Here is a 21,786-nt window from a genome sequence, read left to right as displayed (position 1 = left end):
CCCCTCACAGAGCTCGCGCGTGACTTTCGCTGGTGCGGGGTAGACCGCGCGGGGCCGCGGAACTCATCGGTGTTCGGAGGCGGGATCCGGACGGGCCGCCTCGGCGTCTGTGGGGGTATGGATCTGCAGAAGCCGCCCACCGGACTCCCCGAACAGCAGCCCGCGCGGCAGTCGCCCGAAGGGTGCCTGGTCGTGGCGGTCCGGCTTCCCGTGCGGATCGTCGTGCTCGTGCTGGTCGTGCCGGTGCGGATGGTGTGGGACGCGCTCGTCGTCACCGGGCGGTTCCTGGACGACACCGTGTTCCGGCCGGTGGGGCGGGCGCTGCTGTGGGTGGCGCGGGCGGTGTTCGTGTGGCCCGTCGTGGGGCTGTGGCGGTATGTCCTCGTGCCGCTCGGCAGGGCGCTGGGGTGGCTCGGGAACGTGCTCCTCGTGGTGCCGATGAAGTGGTTCCACCGCTGTGTGCTGACCCCGCTCGGGCAGGCGCTGATGTGGCTGTACGCGCGCGTGCTGACGCCTGTCGGGCATGGCGTGATGTGGGTGCTCAGGGGAGTCGGGGCGGTGCTCGCCCTGCTCGGTACCGGTGTGTTCGCCGGTGTCGCGTGGCTGGTGCGGTATCTCGTCGTGGTCCCCGCGGTGTGGGCGTACGCGCGCGTGCTCGCGCCGGTCGGCCGGGCGGTCGCGTGGCTCGTGGGCGTGGTCGCCACCGGAGTCGGGGTCGCGCTGTACTGGGTGGGCCGGGTGCTGTTCGTACTGCCCGCGCTCGCCCTGTGGCGGTGGGTGCTGGTGCCCGTGGGGCGGTTCCTGGCCGTCGTCGGGCGCGAGGTGGGACAGGCGATCGGGCATGCCTGGCGGGTGGCCGGGCGGATCTCGCTCGCCGTGGGGCGGGCTCTTGCAACCCTCTTCCGGTGGATCTTCGTGGAGCCCGTGCGCTGGGTCTACCGGACCGTGCTCACTCCGGTCGGACATGTCGTACGGGATGCCGTGCTGCGGCCCGTCGCCGAGGCGGCGCGTGGTGTGGGGCGGGCCGCCCGGCTGGCGCTCGCCTCCGCCCGTGAGTCCGCACGGCAGGCGCGCGCCGACTTCCGGCGGATGCTCTTCGGAGAGCCCGAGCGGAGGGAGGCGGTGACCCGGCGGGAACCTACGGCCCGCGAGACACGTACTCTTGGTAGCAGTACGACCGCTCTCACGAAGGACTGAACGACACTGGGCAAGCGACAGCCCGAAGGCCCGCCGCCCGCACCCGCGGTGCAGCGCATCCGACTGCGCTACACCAAGCGCGGCCGCCTCCGGTTCACCAGCCACCGTGACTTCCAGCGCGCCTTCGAGCGTGCGCTGCGCCGCGCCGAGGTGCCCATGGCGTACTCGGCGGGGTTCACGCCGCATCCGAAGGTGTCGTACGCCAATGCCGCACCCACCGGCACGGGCAGTGAGGCGGAGTATCTGGAGATCGCCCTCACCGAGGCGCGGGACCCGGAGAAGCTGAGGCTGCTGCTCGACGAGTCGCTGCCCGCCGGGCTCGACGTCGTCGACGCGGTCGAGGCCCGGACCTCCGGCCTCGCCGACCGGCTCACGGCTTCCGTGTGGGAGCTGCGGCTGGACGGCGTGGACCCGGCCGAGGCGGAGCGGGCCGCCCAGGCCTTCAACACCGCCGAGGCCGTCGAGGTCCAGCGCATGACCAAGAACGGCGTCCGGACCTTCGACGCACGCCCCGCGGTCGTACATCTTGAAACGCATAGTGATCCGGCTGATAGGCCGACCGACCAGCCCTGTGCGATACTGCGGCTGGTTGTTCGGCACGTGACGCCTGCCGTACGACCCGACGACGTCCTGTCCGGTCTCCGCGCCGTGGCCGACCTGGCGCCGCCGGTCCCCGCAGCGGTGACCAGGCTGGCGCAGGGGCTGTTCGATGAAGAGACCGGCACGGTGACCGACCCGCTCGCGCCCGACCGCGAGGCAGCGACGGCCCCCATGGCCGATTCCGCTGCCGCCGCGAAGGCGTCGGCGTAAGGAAGGTCCCGCGAAGGACGGACGTCGAAGCGCCGCCCTCGTACTCGGGAGCCACCTGGGTCGGGCAGCGCACCGACACAGAAGACTTTCGCCAGGCCGTATGCAATAGGTGTACGGAACCGGCGAGACAGGACACAGAGAGCTCCCGTGCGGCGCCCGCGCCCCGGACGGCGGCACCGCGCATCGCGCGAGCCGCGGACGTCACCGGCGATCAACGCCGGACCAGGCGCGGCGCCCGGGAGCCTGACGGGAGAAATGCCCGCATGCTCGAACCGACCGAACCCACCGAGGGTTCCGAACTGAACACCCCCAGCGACACCTTGCCGCCGCGCCGTCGGCGCCGTGCCGCCTCGCGCCCGGCGGGTCCCCCCGCCGGGGCCGCCTCCGAAACCCCGGAGGAGATCGTCGCGCCGGCCATACCGGCCGACGGCGAGAAGAAGCCCGACGAGACCGTAGAGGTCGCCGAGGTCGAGGAGACCGAAGAGGCCGCCGAGGCGCCTTCGGTCGTCGAGGAGCCTGCGCCCGCCGCGCGTACGCGTCGTCGTGCGACCCGCCGGGTGTCCGCTCCTGCCGGGGCGCCCGCTGCCGCCGAGGCCGCCGAGACCGTGGTGCCCGCTGCCGCTCCGGTCGAGGAGCCGGCCGCTGCCGGGGTTCCTGCCGAAGCGGCCGCCGAGTCCGACGAGGACGCGGCTCCGCGCCGGACCCGTCGCCGTGCCACGCGCCGTGTGTCGGCGCCCGGCGAGGCCCCCGTGAGCGTCGAGGCGACCCCTGCCGAGGACGCCGAGGCGCCCGCCGCCGAGGCCGTCGAGCCGGCCGAGGACGCTGCCCCGCGCCGTACGCGCCGCGTGTCCACGCCCGTCGAGGAGACCTCCGGCGCCGAAGAGGCACCCGCTGCCGAAGAGCCCGTCGCCGCTCCGGCCGCCGCCGAGCCGGCCGAGGAGGACGGTGCGCCGCGGCGTACCCGCCGCCGTACCGCCCGCAAGGCCGCCACCGGGTTCGCCGAGCCCGCGCAGACCGCCGGTGCCGCCGAGAGCGTCGAGGACGAGGGTCCGCGACGGCCGGCCCGTCCCGCCGTCGCCGTGTTCCAGGCGCCTGTGTTCACCGAGCCGCAGTTCCAGACGCCGCAGCGGGCCGCCGCCGAAGCGGCCGCCGAGGCCGAGACCGCCGAGCCGGAGGAGCTCCCCGAGGAGCAGGCCGGGGCGCGGCGCCGCCGCCGTCGCCGCGGTGCCGCCTTCGGCGAGGAGGCCGAGCCGCAGGCCGTCGAGACCGCCGTGGAGGACGAGGCGGAGGAGGCCGAGGAGTCCGCCGAGGACGGCGCCGAGGGCGACGAGTCCGAGGACACCGGTTCGCGCCGTCGCCGTCGCCGCGGCGGCCGTCGCCGCCGGCGTGGCGAGTCCGCCGAGTCCGCGGGTGAGGACGAGTCGGAGGAGTCCGACGAGCTCGCCGCCGTACAGGCCGCGCAGGATGCCGAGGACACCGCCGAGCAGGTCGAGGACGACGAGGAGGACGAGGCCGGCGAGAGCGGCGGCTCCAGCTCCAGCAGCCGTCGCCGCCGTCGCCGTCGCCGTCGTGCCGGTGACACCTCCGTGGACACCGAGCCCGGCGAGGGCGACCCCGAGCGCACCGTCGTCAAGGTCCGCGAGCCCCGCCCGAAGGCGGAGCCGTCCGACGAGGTGCAGTCCATCAAGGGCTCCACGCGTCTGGAGGCCAAGAAGCAGCGCCGCCGCGAAGGCCGTGAGCAGGGCCGCCGCCGGGTCCCGATCATCACCGAGGCCGAGTTCCTGGCCCGCCGCGAGGCCGTCGAGCGCGTGATGGTCGTGCGCCAGCACGGCGAGCGCACGCAGATCGGCGTGCTCGAGGACGGCGTGCTCGTCGAGCACTACGTCAACAAGGAGCAGGCCACCTCGTACGTCGGCAACGTCTACCTGGGCAAGGTCCAGAACGTGCTGCCCTCGATGGAGGCCGCCTTCATCGACATCGGCAAGGGCCGCAACGCCGTCCTGTACGCCGGCGAGGTCAACTTCGAGGCGCTCGGCATGGCCAACGGGCCGCGCCGCATCGAGTCCGCCCTGAAGTCCGGCCAGTCCGTGCTCGTGCAGGTCACCAAGGACCCCATCGGACACAAGGGCGCCCGTCTGACCAGCCAGGTCTCCCTCCCGGGCCGCTACCTCGTGTACGTCCCCGAGGGCTCGATGACCGGCATCAGCCGCAAGCTGCCCGACACCGAGCGGGCCCGGCTGAAGACCATCCTCAAGAAGATCGTCCCCGAGGACGCGGGCGTCATCGTCCGTACGGCCGCCGAGGGCGCTTCGGAGGACGAACTGCGCAGGGATGTCGAGCGGCTCCAGGCGCAGTGGGAGGACATCCAGAAGAAGTCGAAGAACGGCAACGCCCCCACGCTGCTGTACGGCGAGCCGGACATGACCGTCCGCGTCGTCCGCGACATCTTCAACGAGGACTTCACCAAGGTCGTCGTCAGCGGTGACGACGCCTGGGAGACCATCCACGGCTACGTCTCGCACGTCGCCCCCGACCTCGCCGACCGGCTGTCGAAGTGGACCAGTGAGGTCGACGTCTTCGCCACGTACCGGATCGACGAGCAGCTCGCCAAGGCCCTGGACCGCAAGGTCTGGCTGCCCAGCGGCGGTTCGCTGGTGATCGACCGGACCGAGGCGATGGTCGTCGTCGACGTCAACACCGGCAAGTTCACCGGTCAGGGCGGCAACCTCGAGGAGACGGTCACCAGGAACAACCTGGAGGCGGCCGAGGAGATCGTGCGCCAGCTGCGGCTGCGCGACCTCGGCGGCATCATCGTCATCGACTTCATCGACATGGTGCTGGAGTCCAACCGGGACCTGGTGCTGCGGCGCCTGCTGGAGTGCCTGGGCCGGGACCGTACGAAGCACCAGGTCGCCGAGGTCACCTCGCTGGGCCTGGTCCAGATGACCCGCAAGCGCGTCGGCCAGGGCCTGCTGGAGTCCTTCTCCGAGACCTGCGTCCACTGCAACGGCCGCGGTGTCATCGTGCACATGGAGCAGCCGACCTCCCCCGGTGGCGGCGGCAAGCGCAAGAAGCGCGGGCGCGGCGACGGGCAGGTGCACGAGCACGAGGCCGTGGCGGCCGTCGAGGCCCCGGAGGCCGTCGAGGAGACCGAGGACGAGGTCGCTGCCGAGGTCGCGGCACCGGTCGCGCTGTCCGAGCCGGCCTTCGCGCCGGACGAGGAGCTGTACAGCAGCGTCGCCGAGGCGGAGGCCGCGGTCGGCCGTGGCCGTTCACGGCGCCGCGCGAGCCGTCGGGCGTCCGCTCCGGCGGGTGCGCCCCGGCGTGAGACACCGCGGTACGAGGAGGCCGAGGCGCCGACCGCTCAGGACGTGACGGTCGAGGCAGAGGTGGAGCGTCCGGTGCAGCCGGAGCCCGCCGCCGAGGCGCTGGCCGAGCCCGCCGCCGTGGAGGACGCCGTGGTTCCGGCCGAGGTCCCGGCCGCGGACGAGGCAGCGCCCAAGGGGCGTACGCGCCGTCGTGCGATCCGCAAGGTGTCCGCGCCGGCCGGGTCGCCCGCGGGGGCCGAGGCCACCGTGGTGACGGTCGCCGAGACCGCGCCGGCCGCGGAGCCCGCACCGGCGGAGGCCGTCGCGGAGCCCGAGGCACCCGCCGAGAGCGCCGCTCCGGCCCGCCCGCGGCGCCGTGCGGTGCGCAAGGAGGCCGCGCCGACCGCGTCCGAGGAGACGGCCGTCGTGGTCGTCCCGTCGGCTGCGGAGGAGCCGGCAGCCGCGGAGGAGAGCGCCGAGGAGGCGGCCCCGGCCAAGAAGACGGCCGCCCGCAAGACGGCCAAGAAGGCCACCGCGAAGAAGGCCGCCACCAAGAAGACGGCGGCTGCCAAGAAGACGGCGGCGAAGAAGGTCACGGCCAAGAAGGCGGCGAAGACCGCCAAGACGGCCGCGGCCAAGACGGCGGCGAAGAAGACCTCGGTCTCGGCCGCCGCCGACGAGAGCTGAGCAGCGACGAGAGCTGAGCAGTGCGCTGTGCGGCCGGTCCCTGTGACCGGCCGCACGCGTGTGGGGCCCGGCCCGGTTTGACCCCTCCGGCCACGGCCCCGTAACCTTGACCGTCGGCGTGTCCTTGGATATGGGCGCGCCACATCCCCGTAAACCTCATTCCTCCAGGGCACTGGGTGCTCCGGAGAGGCTGCCCGTGCCGGGTGGCTGGACTGCGGGGGTGCCGTTCCCGAGCGAGAGAGTGAGATCCGCGTGTACGCCATCGTGCGCAGCGGTGGTCGCCAGCACAAGGTTGCTGTCGGCGACATCGTTGAGGTTGACAAGATTTCCACCGCCAAGGTTGGCGACACGGTCGAGCTCTCGACCCTGCTCGTTGTCGACGGCGACGCTGTGACCAGCGACCCGTGGGTGCTGGCCGGCATCAAGGTCCAGGCCGAGGTCGTGGACCACCACAAGGGCCAGAAGATCGACATTCTGCGCTACAAGAACAAGACCGGCTACCGCCGTCGTCAGGGCCACCGCCAGCAGTACACGGCGATCAAGGTCACTGAGATCCCCACGGCTGCGAAGTAAGGGACTGAGGAGAGATGGCACACAAGAAGGGCGCATCGTCCACCCGGAACGGTCGCGACTCGAACGCCCAGCGGCTCGGCGTGAAGCGCTTCGGCGGTCAGGTCGTCAACGCGGGTGAGATCATCGTCCGCCAGCGCGGCACCCACTTCCACCCCGGCGCGGGCGTCGGCCGTGGCGGCGACGACACGCTGTTCGCGCTGCAGCCGGGTGCGGTGGAGTTCGGTACCCACCGTGGCCGCAAGGTCGTGAACATCGTTCCGGTCGCCTGAGTCGCTTCCTGACTCGGGGCTGAAGCCCGAACGCTTCGCGAGGCGGACCTCACTTCCCGTGTGGGAAGGCGGGTCCGCCTTTCGCGTGTTGACATGAGTAACACCCGTACGTAACTGGAGGCACCAACCATGACCACCTTCGTGGACCGCGTCGAACTGCATGTCGCCGCGGGTAACGGAGGTCACGGCTGTGCCTCCGTCCACCGTGAGAAGTTCAAGCCGCTCGGCGGACCCGACGGCGGCAACGGCGGGCGCGGCGGTGACGTCATCCTCACCGTCGACCAGTCCGTGACGACGCTTCTCGACTACCACCACTCGCCGCACCGCAAGGCCACCAACGGCAAGCCCGGCGAGGGCGGCAACCGCTCGGGCAAGGACGGCCAGGACCTCGTGCTGCCCGTGCCGGACGGCACCGTCGTCCTCGACAAGGCCGGCAATGTGCTCGCCGACCTGGTCGGACACGGCACCTCGTACGTCGCCGCGCAGGGCGGCCGCGGTGGGCTCGGCAACGCGGCGCTCGCCTCGGCGCGCCGCAAGGCCCCCGGGTTCGCGCTGCTCGGTGTCCCCGGCGATGTCCAGGACATCGTCCTGGAGCTGAAGACGGTCGCGGACGTGGCGCTGGTGGGCTACCCGAGCGCCGGAAAGTCCTCGCTGATCTCCGTGCTGTCGGCCGCCAAGCCGAAGATCGCCGACTACCCGTTCACCACCCTCGTCCCCAACCTGGGTGTCGTGACGGCCGGTTCGACCGTGTACACCATCGCGGACGTGCCGGGGCTGATCCCGGGCGCCAGCCAGGGCAAGGGTCTGGGGCTGGAGTTCCTGCGGCACGTCGAGCGGTGCAGTGTGCTGGTGCACGTACTGGACACGGCGACGCTGGAGTCCGAGCGGGACCCCGTCTCCGACCTCGATGTCATCGAGGAGGAGCTCAAGCAGTACGGCGGGCTCGACCGGCGGCCGCGGATCGTCGTACTGAACAAGATCGACGTACCGGACGGCAAGGACCTCGCCGAGATGGTGCGGCCCGATCTGGAGGCGCGCGGGTACCGGGTCTTCGAGGTGTCGGCCGTGGCCCATCTCGGCCTGAAGGAGCTGTCGTTCGCGCTGGCCGACCTGGTGGCGAAGGCGCGCGCCGCGAAGCCGAAGGAGGAGGCGACGCGGATCGTCATCCGGCCCAAGGCCGTGGACGACGCGGGCTTCACGGTGACGCGCGAGGACGACGGACTGTTCCGGGTGCGGGGCGAGAAGCCCGAGCGCTGGGTGCGGCAGACCGACTTCAACAACGACGAGGCCGTCGGCTATCTCGCGGACCGCCTCAACCGCCTCGGTGTGGAAGAGGAGTTGATGAAGGCGGGGGCCCGGTCGGGCGACGGTGTCGCCATCGGCCCCGAGGAGAACGCCGTCGTCTTCGACTGGGAGCCGTCGGTGATGGCCGGGGCGGAGATGCTGGGCCGTCGTGGTGAGGACCACCGGTTCGAGGCGCCGAGGCCTGCGGCACAGCGGCGCCGGGACCGGGAGGCCGAGCGGGACGAGGCCCTCCGGGAGTACGGCGGGTTCGAACCGTTCAGTGAGTAGGCGGGCGGCGGCTTCGGTTCCGTCAACTGGGGGCTGCCGCCCCCAGGCCCCCGCTGTCGGCCCTTAAGGGGCCTCGTCCTCAAACGCCGGACGGGCTGAGGTGCCGTGACCGGCGCTGAGAAGGGCCGGAAGAGCCGGAGTGGGTTAACGGCGGGAGAAATTGCCGGGTATTCCAGGGCAACCCACTCCGCTCACCGGGAGTCGTACTGGGCAGCGCGGATGAGGATCTTGAGTCTCTCCGTGGTCAACTGTCCTTCAGATTCCCGGAGTCGACGTGTCCGAGTCCGTTGCAGTACCCAGAACGCGGCGTGCCGTCGCCGTCGCGATCGCTCTGCTTGCCGCGACCGGTGTGGTCTCGCCGCTCGCCCATGCACAGCCCGCCGCGGTGAAGAGTGTCCGTCAGGACTTCAACGGTGACGGGTACGAGGACCTCGCCACCGGGGCGCCGGGCGCCACGGTCGGCGGTAAGAAGGCCGCCGGTTATGTCGCCGTCGTGTACGGGTCGGCCCACGGGCTGAACCTCGCGAGCAAGCAGGTCTTCACCCAGGCCACGCCGGGTGTCCCCGGTACCCCCGAGGCGGGTGACCACTTCGGTGCGCATCTCACCGCCGGTGACCTGGACGGCGACGGCTACACCGATCTCGTGGTCCCGGCGGCGGGGGAGCAGTGGACGCAGGGCGGGGTGGCCCGGCACGGCAGTGTGACCGTGCTGTGGGGCGGGAAGGGCGGGCTTTCCGGCGGGACGATCCTGCCGGGTGCCCTCACCGCCGGTACCGCGCGCGTCGTCGCCGGTGACTTCGACGGGGACGGGCACGCCGACCTGGCGGGGCCCTCGTCGCTGGAGTCCGGCCCGTTCAGCCGTACCGGAGTGCCCGCCCGCAGCCAGGACATCTCGTTCACCGACGCCGATGTCCAGGTGCTGGACGTGGCGAGCGGGGACGTCGACGGGGACGGCATCAGTGATGTGGTCGTGCTGACCGGGCCGTTCGACTTCGACGACCCGGGCGACCAGAACGTCGGGCACACCCTCCTCTACCTGCACGGCACCCGGAACGGTCTCGCCTCGCCGGTACATCTGAAAGACGGTGAGGGGCGGGAGATCGAGGGCGGTGAGAGCATCGCGCTCGGTGACGTCAACGGCGACGGGCGGGACGATCTCGTCTTCGGCCGGCCCCGGGTCGCGTACTCCGGCGAGGGCACGCCCGACCCGAGCGAGTACGGCGAGCGGATCGGTGTCGTGCTCGGTACGGCACAGGGGCCGCAGGCCGCCGATCCGCGCACGATCGACCAGGACACGCCCGGCGTTCCGGGGGCGACGGAGTCCGGCGATCTCTTCGGTACGGACGTCGCGGTCGGCGACGTGAACGGTGACGGTTACGCCGACATCGCGGTCGGCATTCCCGGTGAGGACTTCTCCGGTGTGACCGATGCGGGGACGGTCGCTGTCGTTCCCGGCAGCGCGTCCGGGCCCACCGGCGCCGGTACGAAGGTGTTCAGCCAGAACACGGCGGGCGTCCCCGGCACCGCCGAGCGCGCCGACCACTTCGGCGAGGCGGTCACCCTGCTCGACGGCGACAAGGACGGCCGGGCGGATCTGCTCGTCGGCGCGCCCGGTGAGAACTCGAATGCCGGTTCGGTATGGGGATTCCGTTCCACTGCCTCCGGGGTCACCACCACCGGCTCCATCTCCTTCGGTGCCAAGACCCTCGGTACGGACCCCGAACTCGCCTGGCTCGGGAGCGAGTTCACCCGCTGAGTTCACGCGCCGGGTTCACGCGCCGAGCTCTCCGTGGGTTCACCGGGCGAAAACGTCTTCGACGGTGCCGTCCCGGTCGCCGCCGACGTCGAACTCGGCTTGAACTTCGCTCACTGAACAGCCCCCTGCCCGGTGTCAATTGACGGCATGTAGGGCCCGTTGCGGCAAAATCACGTTGTCGTGTTGTTCCCGTGTCGCAACGGGCCTTCTGTTGTCTGCCCATTTGTCATGCACGCGAAGGCCTCTGTTCAGCGGGTGGACCGCCCGGCTGCGTGAGCCTTCACGTGTCCAGGCTTGCGAGACAGGGGAGTTCGCGATGACCGGAGCAATCTCGCCCGACCGACGCCGCTTTCTGACCGCCGGTGCCGCCGTCCTCGGCGCCGCCGCGTCCGCCCAGCTCTGGCTGCCGGGCAAGGCCCGCGCGGCCGAAGCCACCCTGCCCGACGGCGTGTTCAGCCTCGGCATCGCCTCCGGCGACCCGCTGCACGACGGCATCGTGCTGTGGACCCGGCTCGCCCCCGACCCCCTGAACGGCGGAGGCATGCCCGACACCGTGGTCCCGGTGGAGTGGGAACTCGCGGAGGACGACCGGTTCAGAAAGCCCGTGCGCCGGGGCGTCGCCCAGGCCCGGCCCGAGTACGGGCACAGCGTTCACGTGGACGTACGGGGCCTGCGCCCGGACCGCTCGTACTGGTACCGCTTCCGCACCAGCGGCCAGATCTCGCCCACCGGCCGCACCCGCACCGCCCCGCACCCGCACAGCAGGGGCGGCTCGCTGCGCATCGCGCTCGCCTCCTGCCAGAACTGGCAGCACGGCTATTTCACGCCGTACGCCGACATGCTCGACCAGGACCCCGACGTCGTCCTCTTCGTCGGCGACTACATCTACGAGTCCACGCCGTCGGCCACGGCCGTGCGCCGGCACGAGGGCACGGGGGAGCCGTACACCCTGGAGCAGTACCGCAACCGGTACGCGCAGTACAAGACCGACCCCGATCTCGCGGCGGTGCACGCGAGCACACCCTGGGTGGTCACCTTCGACGACCACGAGGTCGACAACGACTGGGCCGGCGAGATCCCGCAGGACCCCGACAAGCAGCCGCACGACGCGTTCGTGGCCCGGCTGACGGCGGCCTTCCAGGCGTACTACGAGCACATGCCGGTCCGCGCCTCGGCGATCCCGAACGGCCCCCACATCCAGATGTACCGACGGCTGGAGTTCGGCCGCCTCGCCCGTCTGAACGTCCTGGACACCCGGCAGTTCCGCAGCGACCAGGTGACCAGCCAGGCGGCCGCCGAGAACCCGTCGCTCACCATGCTCGGCGCCGAGCAGAAGGAGTGGCTCCTGGACGGGCTGCAGGACTCGCCGGCCCGCTGGAACCTGATCGCCTCGCAGATAATGATGGCCGAGACCGATCTGCAGATCGGCGAGGGCAAGCTCTGGTACTACGACGCCTGGGACGGCTACCAGGTCGAACGCAACGCCCTGCTGGAGGAGTTCGCCGACATCCGCAACCCGGTGGTGCTCAGCGGCGACCGCCACCTCACGATGATCAGCGACCTCAAGACCGACTACGACGACCCGGACTCCGAGGTCGTCGGCGCCGAGTTCGTCGGTACGTCCATCTCCAGCAACGGGGACCAGGACCAGGCCGCCTTCCACGCCGAGTGGGACCCGCGGATGCCCGACAACCCGCACTGGAAGCTGATCGACGCCCACCGCGGCTACCACCTCCTGGACATCGACCGTGACGGCATCGACGCACAGGTGAGGGTCGTGGACACGGTCCGCAGGCCGACCGCCACGCCGAGCACGCTGGCGCGGCTGCGGGTGGAATCGGGCGAACCCGGCGTGCGGCTGGTCTGACCGTACGCGCAAACTGCCCCGGAATCCCCATAGGGAATTCCGGGGCAATGGACTGCTTGACCGGCTGTATTCCAGGCTCGTTCGTTCATAACAGAGCGGTCATGCATATGAAGAACTCGTGCAGCCCGACGCCGCAGGACGTGAAGATCTCGACCGCTCAGTGGTCGTCGGGGCCGCCACCTGGACCGCCGCCGAGATGATTGACCGCATCCCCCGTACGGGCGTACGGCCCCTCGGCGATCCGGCGCTGCCGTGCGCCGCCCCTGTGCAGTTACTCACAGCAATTCCGGCGCGGCCGACGCGGGTGGTCCCACGGTCACCAGCAGTGCAAGGTGAATGACAGATGGCGCGCACATATGCAGCGAACAGCGCTCACCTTGCACAGCGGTAACCGCAAGTGGGACCATTTCCGCGTTCCCTGTCGCCCCAAGGTAGGTCCTCTGTGTCCCAGCACATAGCCAAGCCCCGTACCACCGCAGTGATCCTGGCCGGTGGCACCGGCCAGCGTGTGGGTCTTTCGATCCCCAAGCAGCTGCTGAAGATCGCCGGCAAGGCAGTCATCGAGCACACCCTGACCACCTTCGAGAAGGCCGACTCGATCGACGACGTCATCGTGCTGATGGCGCCGGGATACGTGCCCGACATCGAGAAGATCGTCGCCAAGGCCGGGTTCAAGAAGGTCAGGAAGATCATCGAGGGCGGCTCGACCCGGAACGAGACCACCGAGCGCGCCATCGAGGCCCTCGGCGAGGGACTGGCCGAGGGCGAGGACCTCAACGTCCTGTTCCACGATGCCGTGCGCCCGCTGCTCGCGCAGCGCGTGATCGACGACTGCGTGGCCGCCCTCGAGCGCTACCAGGCCGTCGACGTCGCCATCCCGTCCGCGGACACCATCATCGTCACGCGCACGCACGGCGAGGACGGCGAGTTCATCACCGAGATCCCGGACCGCTCCCGGCTGCGCCGCGGCCAGACCCCGCAGGCCTTCAAGCTGTCCACCATCCGCAGGGCCTACGAGGTCGCGGCGGGTGACCCCAACTTCCAGGCCACGGACGACTGCTCCGTCGTGCTGAAGTACCTGCCGGACGTGCCGATCCACGTCGTCGCGGGCGACGAGTACAACATGAAGGTCACCCAGCCGGTCGACGTCTTCATCGCCGACAAGCTGTTCCAGCTCGCCTCCACGGCCGCGCCCGAACAGGTGAGCGAGGAGGCCTACCGTGAGCTGCTCACCGGCAAGACCGTCGTGATCTTCGGCGGCTCGTACGGCATCGGCAAGGACATCGCCGAACTCGCCGAGTCCTACGGCTCCAAGGTGTACGCGCTCGGCCGCTCCACCACCGGTACCCATGTGGAGAACCCGGAGGAGGTCGACGACGCGCTGTCCAAGGCGTACGCGGAGACCGGCCGCATCGACTACGTCGTCAACACCGCGGGCGTGCTGCGCATCGGCAAGCTGGCCGAGACCGACAATGCGACCATCGAGGAAGCGCTGAAGGTCAACTACCTGGCCCCGGTGCAGATCGCTCGTTCCGCGTACAAGTACCTGGCGGAGACCAAGGGCCAGCTGCTGCTGTACACCTCCAGCAGCTACACCCGCGGCCGCGCCGAGTACAGCCTCTACTCCTCGACCAAGGCCGCCATGGTGAACCTCACCCAGGCCCTGTCCGACGAGTGGGCCGGCGACGGCATCCGTGTCAACTGCATCAACCCGGAGCGCACCGCGACGCCGATGCGCACCAAGGCCTTCGGCCAGGAGCCCGCGGGTTCCCTGCTCTCCTCCGAGGCCGTGGCCCGCACCTCGCTGGACGTGCTGCTGTCCGAGCTGACCGGCCATGTCATCGACGTCCGCCAGCAGGACCCGACGGCGGGCGCGGCGAAGGCCTCCGGCTTCGAGCAGGCGCTGGCCTCGGTGCTGGACCGACAGGACGGCATGTAATAATCGACGGGAATTAGTCTTCCGTTATTCAGGCCTCTGCTTTCCGGTGTCAATGCAGTGCATTGACCGGGTGTTCGCAGGGGCCTGAATCCGTACACCCGACGAATTCCCATAGAATTGCCACAAATCCTGCGCACTTCACAACAAAACCGGCACTCCCCCTCCCAGAGCAGGTTCTCCGTGATATCCACCGCTATTCGTGTCGCCCGGGTGGGCAGCGCGGCCGAGCTGGCCGCGGCGGTCCTCATGATGCTGGGCTTCCCGGCGATCATGGTGGCCGCGCTCGTCCCGAGCGTCTACGCCTTCGCGGCAGCGGCCGCCGTGACGTACCTGGCCGACCACTACCTGCACCGGAAGGGCAGTTATCTGGTCAACCGGCTGAGCAAGGTCAGAGCCGGTCTCTCGATCCGCTTCCTGATCCGAGAGCTCCTGCTGATCCTTCTGCTGGCCCGGCTGGACCTGGCGAACAACCTGATCTACTACGGCGCGATCGGCTGCTTCATCGCGTTCTACGGCCTCCAGGCCCCGCACGGCGCCGTGGTCACGCTGATCCGCAACCGGCGCCGGTTGCCGGTCGCGACCCGCAACGTCGACCTGAAGTCGCGGATCAACATCCCGGACGCGCCGCCGATGGGCCTGCTCGACCGGTCGGCCGAGAAGATGCTCCACCTCGACCTCGCGGCCGTCATCGGCATACTGATCTCCGCCGAGGCGGGTTCCTCCGTGGCCGGCTTCATCGGCATCGGCATCACCCTCGGCCTGGGCTGCCTGTACGTCCTCGCGCTCGTGCCGTACGTCCGCGGCCGCAGGATCCCGCCGGGCGCCGACAAGGTCCTCGCGGCCGTCGACGACTGGCTGCACGAGTACAAGCCGCAGACGGTGCTGTACTTCTCCGGCTCCAAGGACTCCGCCTACCAGGTCAACATGTGGCTGGAGACCATGGAGCAGCTGGACTCCCGGCCGCTGATCATCCTGCGCGAGCGGGTCATCCTGCAGAACCTGGCGCCCACCACGGTCCCCGTCATCTGCGTGCCCGGAGGGGTGCACCTGATGAACATGGACCTGTCCACGGTGCGCGTCGCGCTGTATGCCGCGAACGTGGGCAAGAACATCCACCTGCTGCGCGTGCCCACCATGAAGCACGTCTTCATCGGCCACGGCGACAGCGACAAGCTGGCCAGCGTCAACCCGTTCAGCAAGGCGTACGACGAGGTGTGGACCGCCGGCCGCGCGGGCCGCGACCGCTACGCCATCGCCGACGTCGGCGTCCGCGACGAGGACATCGTCGAGGTCGGCCGCCCGCAGCTGGCGCCGATCCGGGGCTGGGAGGGCGCGCCGGAGGGGCCCCGCGGCGGAGCCGCTGATGGGCGCTGTCCGACGGTCCTCTACGCCCCCACCTGGGAGGGCTGGGACGGCGACCCGGGCAACACCTCGATCATGCTCGCCGGCGAGAGCATCGTGAAGAAGCTGGTCACGGCCGACCCGCCGGTGCGTGTCCTGTACAAGCCGCACCCCTTCACCGGCACGGTGCTCCCCAAGGCCGCCGCCGCCCACCGGCGCATCGTCGCCCTGGTCGAGGCCGCCGCCGCCGAGCGCGCCGCCGACTCCCGCTTCACCTCCGACCCGGCCGAGCAGGAGAAGGCGAAGGCCGACCTCGTCCGCATCGAGGCCCGGATCGCCGAACTGGTCGGCACCGGAGGCGACAAGGCCGACGAGGCCGAGGCCACCCGTGACGGCGTGGTCGACGTCGCCAGGTACCAGGAGGTCGCGCGGCTGCGCGACGAGTGGAACGAGGCCTACTGGCGCTCCTTCCCGACCTGGGAGCACCGTGTCATCGAGGGCGCCGAGCCGCGCCTGTACGACTGCTTCAACGTCTCCGACGCGATGGTCTCCGACATCTCCAGCGTGGTCTCCGACTTCATCGCGAGCGGCAAGCCGTACGCGGTCACGGACTCCGCCGGGCTGGGCGTCGAGGAGTTCAAGCGGCAGAACACCGCCGTGCGTGCCGCGGTGATCCTCTCCAACAGCGCCAAGGAACTGGGCTCACTGCTGGACGCGGTCCGCGACCCGGCCGCCGACGCACTGGCGGAGGACCGCAAGGAGCTGAAGAAGTACCTGCTCGGCCCGGACGAGCCGACGTCCATCCAGCAGTTCAACACCGCGGTGGCGAACCTGGCGCTCAAGGCCGACAGCCGCAACCGCGGCCAGGAGTCCCGCGCCGCCGCGGCCGGTACCCCCGGCGCGGACGAGCTGTCCGACGCACTGTCGGCGCAGCCGCCCACCGCGTGAAAAGGCCGCCGCTCACGGTGTGAAACCAGTGAGAAGGGCCCGGTTTCCGAGGAGTGATCCTCGAAAACCGGGCCCTTCTTCGTATGTTCATGTGTCCGTCCCTGTCCGTTCGTCATGTGAGCTGAGTCACGAAGAGTCGGCCGCAGGGCAACCGCTTGCCGGGGCCGGCCGTCTTTCCAGGTAGTGAATGAGGCGATACGGGGGAAATGTCCCGTTGATGAGGGGGAAACAGTGACCGTGACGCAGCCTGCTGTGAGCGTCGTCATCGGGGCGTACGAAGCGATGCCGTATCTGGTCGAGTGCCTGGCGTCCGTCGAGGCACAGACCATCGACCCGGAGCGCATCGAGGTCATCGCCGTCGACGACGGCTCCACCGACGGCTCGGGGGAGTACCTGGAGGAGTTCGCGGCCCGTGCGGCGATGTCGGTCACGGTGATCCGGCAGGACAACTCCGGCGGCCCCAGCGGCCCGCGCAACGTCGGCCTGGGCAAGGCCGCCGGTCGCTATGTCTTCTTCCTGGACGCCGACGACCGGCTCGGTCCCGAGGCCCTGGAGCGCATGGTCGCCATGGCCGACCGCAACGGCACGGACGTGGTCCTCGGCCGCGTGGAGGGCATCAACCGCAAGCCGCCGGGGTCGATGTGGGGCAAGACCCTCGACCGCACCGACGTCTACTCCTCCAACATCAAGTTCACGCTGAGCGCGCAGAAGCTGTTCCGCCGTGAGCTCCTGGAGCGGCACGGCATGCGCTTCGACGAGTCCCTGTGGACCGGCGAGGACGCCCTGTTCACGATGGAGGCCTATCTGCGGGCGAACGGCGTCTCCGTGCTGGCCGACTACACCTGCTACTACCTGGTGGGCCGCGACGACGGCAAGCACGTCACGAAGAGCGGGGGCTACACCCTGCGCTTCGACTCCGCGCGCGCCCTCATGAACCTGATCGCCGAACTCGTCCCCGCCGGGGACAAGCGCGACCTGCTCCTGGTCCGCCCCTTCCTGATCACGCTGCTGCCGCAGTTCGGCCCGAAGTACCTCACGGACAGCGAGAAGGTACGGCGCCACAAGTTCGAGCTGGCGAAGCCGCTGATGGAGGAGTTCTGGAGCGAGGGCGTCGCACGCCGCCTCAAGGTCGAGGAGCGGCTGCGACTGCACCTGGTCGCCGAGCAGCGGCCCGAACTCCTCGTGCCCGTCGTGCAGTTCGTGAAGGCGAAGAAGCAGGCGGCGCCCATCCTCGAGAAGAAGGGCCGGGAGGTCTACCTCGCCTACCCGCACTTCCGTGACGCAACGGCCGCCGTACCCGACTCCGTCTATCTCGCCGCACCCCGCGAGGCCCGGGCCGTCGAGGGCTACCGCGAACACTCCGTCGGCTCGGTGCTGAAGCGGGCGGTGCGCAAGGCACGCCGGGTGCTCAGGGCACGGACCGGCGCGGGCAGGCCACGCACCCCTGGCGGGACTGCCGCGGCGGTCTGACGGCGCCGGGCGCCGGCGCACCAGGTGAACCGTGCCGCCCGTCCGGGGACTGGACCGGCGCGCGGGGTGGGGTCCCCTTCGCGTAGATTGCCGGGCGGGGGAGCCTGAGCGTGCGAGGGGACGGAAGAACAAGGTGGCAGGGGCAAGGCAGGCCGTGAGCGAGGCCCGCAGGATCGTCGTCAAGGTGGGTTCCTCGTCGCTCACCACCGCGTCCGGTGGCCTGGACGCCGACCGGGTCGACGCGCTCGTCGACGTCCTCGCCAAGAGCCGCAGCGGCGGGGAGAAGGAGATCGTCCTGGTCTCCTCCGGCGCCATCGCCGCGGGGCTCGCACCGCTGGGGCTGCGCCGCCGCCCCAAGGACCTCGCGCGTCAGCAGGCCGCCGCCAGCGTCGGCCAGGGCCTCCTCGTCGCCCGCTACACCGCCTCCTTCGCCCGCTACGGCGTCCGGGTCGGCCAGGTCCTGCTCACCTCCGACGACATGAGCCGCCGCGCCCACCACCGCAACGCCTCCCGCACCCTCGACAAGCTGCTCGCGATGGGCGCGTTCCCGATCGTCAACGAGAACGACACCGTCGCCACGGACGAGATCCGCTTCGGCGACAACGACCGGCTCGCCGCCCTCGTCGCCCACCTCGTCCACGCCGACCTGCTGGTGCTGCTGTCCGACGTCGACGGCGTGTACGACGGCGATCCGAGCAAGCCCGGCACCTCGCGGATAGCCGAGGTACGCGGGCCGGAGGATCTCGCGCACGTCGAGATCGGCAGCGCGGGCAAGGCGGGCGTCGGCACCGGCGGCATGGTCACCAAGGTCGAGGCGGCCCGGATCGCGGCAGCCGCCGGTATCCCCGTCGTCCTGACCAGCGCGATCCACGCCGCCGAGGCCCTGCACGGCGGTGACACGGGCACGTACTTCCACCCCGCCGACAAGCGCTCCGCCGACCGGCTGCTGTGGCTGCAGCACGCCTCCACCCCGCAGGGCTCCCTCACGCTGGACGACGGGGCGGTGCGCGCGGTCGTCGAGCGGCGCAAGTCGCTGCTGCCGGCCGGGATCGCCGCCGTGGAGGGCGAGTTCGTCGCCGGGGACCCGGTGGAACTGCGGGACGCCGAAGGCCGCGCGGTGGCCCGAGGCCTCGTGAACTTCGACGCCAAGGAGCTCCCCCAGCTCCTCGGCCGCTCCACCCGAGAACTGGCCCGCGAACTGGGCCCGGCCTATGAACGCGAGGTCATCCACCGGGACGACTTGGTACTCCTGCACCCCTGACACCTGCCGGGCGTCACTCATCACCTCGGGACCTGCCTTGCTTGGCCCTGCTGCCGCGCCTCTGGGGCAGCCCCTGGGGCTCGGGTGCTGTGTCGCTGGGGCCTGCCCCTCGGGCCGGGCGCCGCGTCTGTGGGGCCCATGTCCCTGGGCCTGGTGTCAGGTCTCGTGGCGGGGTTGGCGGGGCGGGGCTGCTGAGTCGGTGGCGCCACGGCCCGTGGATCGGCTGCTGCGTCCCTGGTGGCCTGCCCTAGGGGCCGGGCGCCGCGTCTGTGGGGCCCATGTCCCTGGGCCTGGTGTCAGGTCTCGTGGCGGGGTTGGCGGAGCGGGGTTGCTGAGTCGGGGGCGCCACGGCCCGTGGATCTCCGTGGATCGGCTGCTGCGTCCCTGGGGCCTGCCCTAGGGGCCGGACTGCCGCGTCTCCGGGGCGCGTGGTCCCTGGAACTGGTCGCTGGGTTTCTGTGGCGGGGCGGCCGTGGCGGGACTGCTGCGTCTCGCTGGAGGCCTTTGGGGTCGGCTACTGGGGCGGGCTGCCGGGTTCTCGGGGCCAGGCCCTCGGCCCCTGCCGGCATCGCCTGGCTGCTGTCTCTGGCAGCCTCCGGGCTCCAGCCCTTGCGTCTCGGGGGCCCTCGGCCCGGCCGGTGTGTCTCCTGCGGATGGCCCCGCCTCCCGGTCGTTTCATCTCTCGCGGCCGCCCCGGCCCCCGGCCGCAACCCCCAGCCCCCGGCCGAAAACAGGGGGAACGCCCCGCAAATCGACCCGTCGTGAGGTGGACGTTCCGCAAAACCGCCCCACGAGCCCTTGCGGCCTGCTCAACTTTGTCCCAGGGATACATTCCGCACGTCCGCCAGTCGATCACTGCGTGAAGGAGGCCGTCGTGAGACGAGTGCGCCCTGGGGCGGCGGCGTCCCGTGACGGCGCCCCCTCCCGTGCGGCCGGCGAGGAGCGCGCCCTGACCAGCGTCGCGGCCGGCGACCGGTACGAGGAGCCGGCCGACCTGCCGCGCCTGTGGCATGTCACCCTCAGCGTCTCCGGCGAGGAGGCCCCCCTGAAGGAGGTGCGCCGCGGCCTCGAACAGCTCGCCCACGACCACCCCTTTCTGCTGACCAGCCGGTACGCGGGCGACCACGCGGAGATCCGCTACTGGGAGGAGGCCCGCGACCTGCACGACGCGGCCGCCGTCGCCCTGCGGCTGTGGGGCGAGCACCGCCAGACCGCCAAGCTGCCGCCCTGGGAGATCGTCGGCCTGGAGGTCATCGACCGCGAGACCTACCACCAGCGCATAGCGGCGGGGTACGGCCCAGCCCCCGCAACACCCGTCGGCGTGCACCCCTTTTGATCCGGCCACGGACCGTAACCATTGATCGAGGAACCGCTACGGCGAGCAACCTGATCCGCGAGAGCGGCGCCGGTTCAGGCGCAAAAGGCGCCGGGCCCGCCCGGCGCACTACCCTTCCCTCATGACCACGCTTTCGCCGTACGACTCCATGTCCCCGGTCAACCGGGCCGCCTACCGCGCCAAGGCCGCCGCCGCCGACCTCGCCCCGCTGCCGCGCGCGGTCAAGGACGACGCGCTGGCCGCCATCGCGGACGCCCTGGAGGTCCGGACGAGCGAGATCGTCGAGGCCAACGCCAAGGACATCGCCAAGGCCCGCGAGGCCGGCACCAGCGAGGCCATCATCGACCGGCTGACGCTCACCCCGGAGCGGGTGCGCGCCATCGCCTCCGACGTGCGTGACGTCGTCGCCCTGCCCGACCCGGTCGGCGAGGTCGTCCGCGGCTCGACCCTCCCGAACGGCATCGACCTGCGCCAGGTCCGCGTCCCGCTCGGCGTCGTCGGCATCATCTACGAGGCCCGCCCGAACGTCACGGTCGACGCCGCCGCCCTCTGCCTGAAGTCCGGCAACGCCGTCCTGCTGCGCGGCTCGGCCTCCGCCTACGAGTCGAACACCGCCCTCGTCCGGGTCATCCGGGACGCCGTCGGCGGCGCCGGACTGCCCGCAGACGCCGTACAGCTCGTACCCGGCGAGAGCCGCGAGAGCGTACGCGAGCTGATGCGCGCCCGTGGCCTGGTCGACGTCCTGATCCCGCGCGGCGGCGCCTCCCTCATCCAGACGGTCGTGACGGAGTCGATCGTCCCCGTCATCGAGACCGGCACCGGCAACTGCCACGTCTACGTCGACGCGGACGCCGACATCGACATGGCCATCGACATCCTGATCAACTCCAAGGCCCAGCGGGTCAGCGTGTGCAACGCCGCCGAGACCCTCCTGGTCCACCAGGACATCGCCCCGGAGTTCCTGCCCCGCGCCCTGGACGCCCTCGCCGAGGCCGGCGTGATCGTGCACGCCGACCCGCGGGTGCTGGCGTACGCGAAGGACTCCAAGGCGACCGTCGTCGAGGCCACGCCGGAGGACTGGGACACCGAGTACCTCTCCTACGACATCGCCGCCGCCGTCGTCGACTCCCTGGACAAGGCCGTCGAGCACATCCGGCTGTGGACCTCCGGTCACACCGAGGCGATCGTGACGACCTCGCAGCAGGCCGCCCGCCGCTTCACCCAGCTCGTCGACTCCACCACCGTCGCCGTGAACGCCTCCACCCGCTTCACCGACGGCGGCCAGTTCGGCTTCGGCGCGGAGATCGGCATCTCCACGCAGAAACTGCACGCGCGCGGCCCGATGGGGCTGCCGGAGCTGACCAGCACGAAGTACATCGTCACCGGCGACGGACACATCCGGCGCTGAGACCGCGTCCTCCCGGGCGGCCGTGCCGCACGAGAGGTGTCTCA

General features: G+C 71.0%; 14 protein-coding genes. All 14 read left to right on the top strand.

What is annotated here, in order from left to right:
* Positions 1–117: 117 nt before the first annotated feature.
* The 14 genes from ACFY1E_RS02800 to ACFY1E_RS02735 all read left to right on the top strand — a co-directional run bounded on the left by ACFY1E_RS02800 (position 118) and on the right by ACFY1E_RS02735 (position 21,742).
* Positions 118–1,197 (top strand): hypothetical protein, encoded by a 1,080-nt coding sequence (locus ACFY1E_RS02800; protein WP_389070583.1) that lies wholly within the window; start codon positions 118–120, stop codon positions 1,195–1,197.
* Between the two features lie 48 nt (positions 1,198–1,245).
* Positions 1,246–2,007, top strand: coding sequence for a TIGR03936 family radical SAM-associated protein (locus tag ACFY1E_RS02795; RefSeq protein WP_389070580.1), 762 nt, complete (start codon positions 1,246–1,248; stop codon positions 2,005–2,007).
* 263 nt (positions 2,008–2,270) lie between these two features.
* Positions 2,271–6,002 carry a ribonuclease E/G gene (locus ACFY1E_RS02790; RefSeq protein ID WP_389070578.1) on the top strand — a complete coding sequence of 1,244 codons (3,732 nt, stop codon included), beginning with the start codon at positions 2,271–2,273 and terminating at the stop codon, positions 6,000–6,002.
* Positions 6,003–6,254: 252 nt separating this feature from the next.
* A complete protein-coding gene (gene rplU, locus ACFY1E_RS02785) occupies positions 6,255–6,575 on the top strand; it encodes a 50S ribosomal protein L21 (protein WP_003990208.1) in 321 nt (106 codons plus the stop codon).
* 14 nt (positions 6,576–6,589) lie between these two features.
* Positions 6,590–6,844, top strand: coding sequence for a 50S ribosomal protein L27 (rpmA, locus tag ACFY1E_RS02780; RefSeq protein ID WP_037854440.1), 255 nt, complete (start codon positions 6,590–6,592; stop codon positions 6,842–6,844).
* A 129-nt stretch (positions 6,845–6,973) separates the two neighbouring features.
* Positions 6,974–8,416 carry a GTPase ObgE gene (gene obgE, locus ACFY1E_RS02775; RefSeq protein ID WP_389070575.1) on the top strand — a complete coding sequence of 481 codons (1,443 nt, stop codon included), beginning with the start codon at positions 6,974–6,976 and terminating at the stop codon, positions 8,414–8,416.
* 274 nt (positions 8,417–8,690) lie between these two features.
* Positions 8,691–10,172 carry a VCBS repeat-containing protein gene (locus tag ACFY1E_RS02770; protein ID WP_389070573.1) on the top strand — a complete coding sequence of 494 codons (1,482 nt, stop codon included), beginning with the start codon at positions 8,691–8,693 and terminating at the stop codon, positions 10,170–10,172.
* Positions 10,173–10,488: 316 nt separating this feature from the next.
* Positions 10,489–12,039 carry an alkaline phosphatase D family protein gene (locus tag ACFY1E_RS02765; RefSeq protein WP_389070570.1) on the top strand — a complete coding sequence of 517 codons (1,551 nt, stop codon included), beginning with the start codon at positions 10,489–10,491 and terminating at the stop codon, positions 12,037–12,039.
* Positions 12,040–12,481: 442 nt separating this feature from the next.
* Positions 12,482–13,978 (top strand): D-ribitol-5-phosphate cytidylyltransferase, encoded by a 1,497-nt coding sequence (locus tag ACFY1E_RS02760; RefSeq protein WP_389070568.1) that lies wholly within the window; start codon positions 12,482–12,484, stop codon positions 13,976–13,978.
* Positions 13,979–14,158: 180 nt separating this feature from the next.
* Complete coding sequence (locus ACFY1E_RS02755; RefSeq protein ID WP_389070565.1) at positions 14,159–16,267, top strand: hypothetical protein; 2,109 nt, start codon at positions 14,159–14,161, stop codon at positions 16,265–16,267.
* 231 nt (positions 16,268–16,498) lie between these two features.
* A complete protein-coding gene (locus ACFY1E_RS02750) occupies positions 16,499–17,737 on the top strand; it encodes a glycosyltransferase family 2 protein (RefSeq protein ID WP_389070563.1) in 1,239 nt (412 codons plus the stop codon).
* 154 nt (positions 17,738–17,891) lie between these two features.
* Entirely contained in the window at positions 17,892–18,998 is a 1,107-nt protein-coding gene (proB, locus tag ACFY1E_RS02745; RefSeq protein WP_389071599.1) for a glutamate 5-kinase, read from the top strand.
* Between the two features lie 883 nt (positions 18,999–19,881).
* A complete protein-coding gene (locus tag ACFY1E_RS02740) occupies positions 19,882–20,334 on the top strand; it encodes a hypothetical protein (protein WP_389071596.1) in 453 nt (150 codons plus the stop codon).
* Positions 20,335–20,455: 121 nt separating this feature from the next.
* Positions 20,456–21,742 carry a glutamate-5-semialdehyde dehydrogenase gene (locus ACFY1E_RS02735; RefSeq protein WP_389070560.1) on the top strand — a complete coding sequence of 429 codons (1,287 nt, stop codon included), beginning with the start codon at positions 20,456–20,458 and terminating at the stop codon, positions 21,740–21,742.
* Positions 21,743–21,786 lie beyond the last annotated feature (44 nt).

It is taken from the genome of Streptomyces sp. NPDC001604 (genome assembly GCF_042893475.1).
In the GTDB taxonomy this organism is placed as follows: Bacteria; Actinomycetota; Actinomycetes; order Streptomycetales; family Streptomycetaceae; genus Streptomyces.
This window is presented reverse-complemented; position numbering and strand designations above follow the sequence as displayed.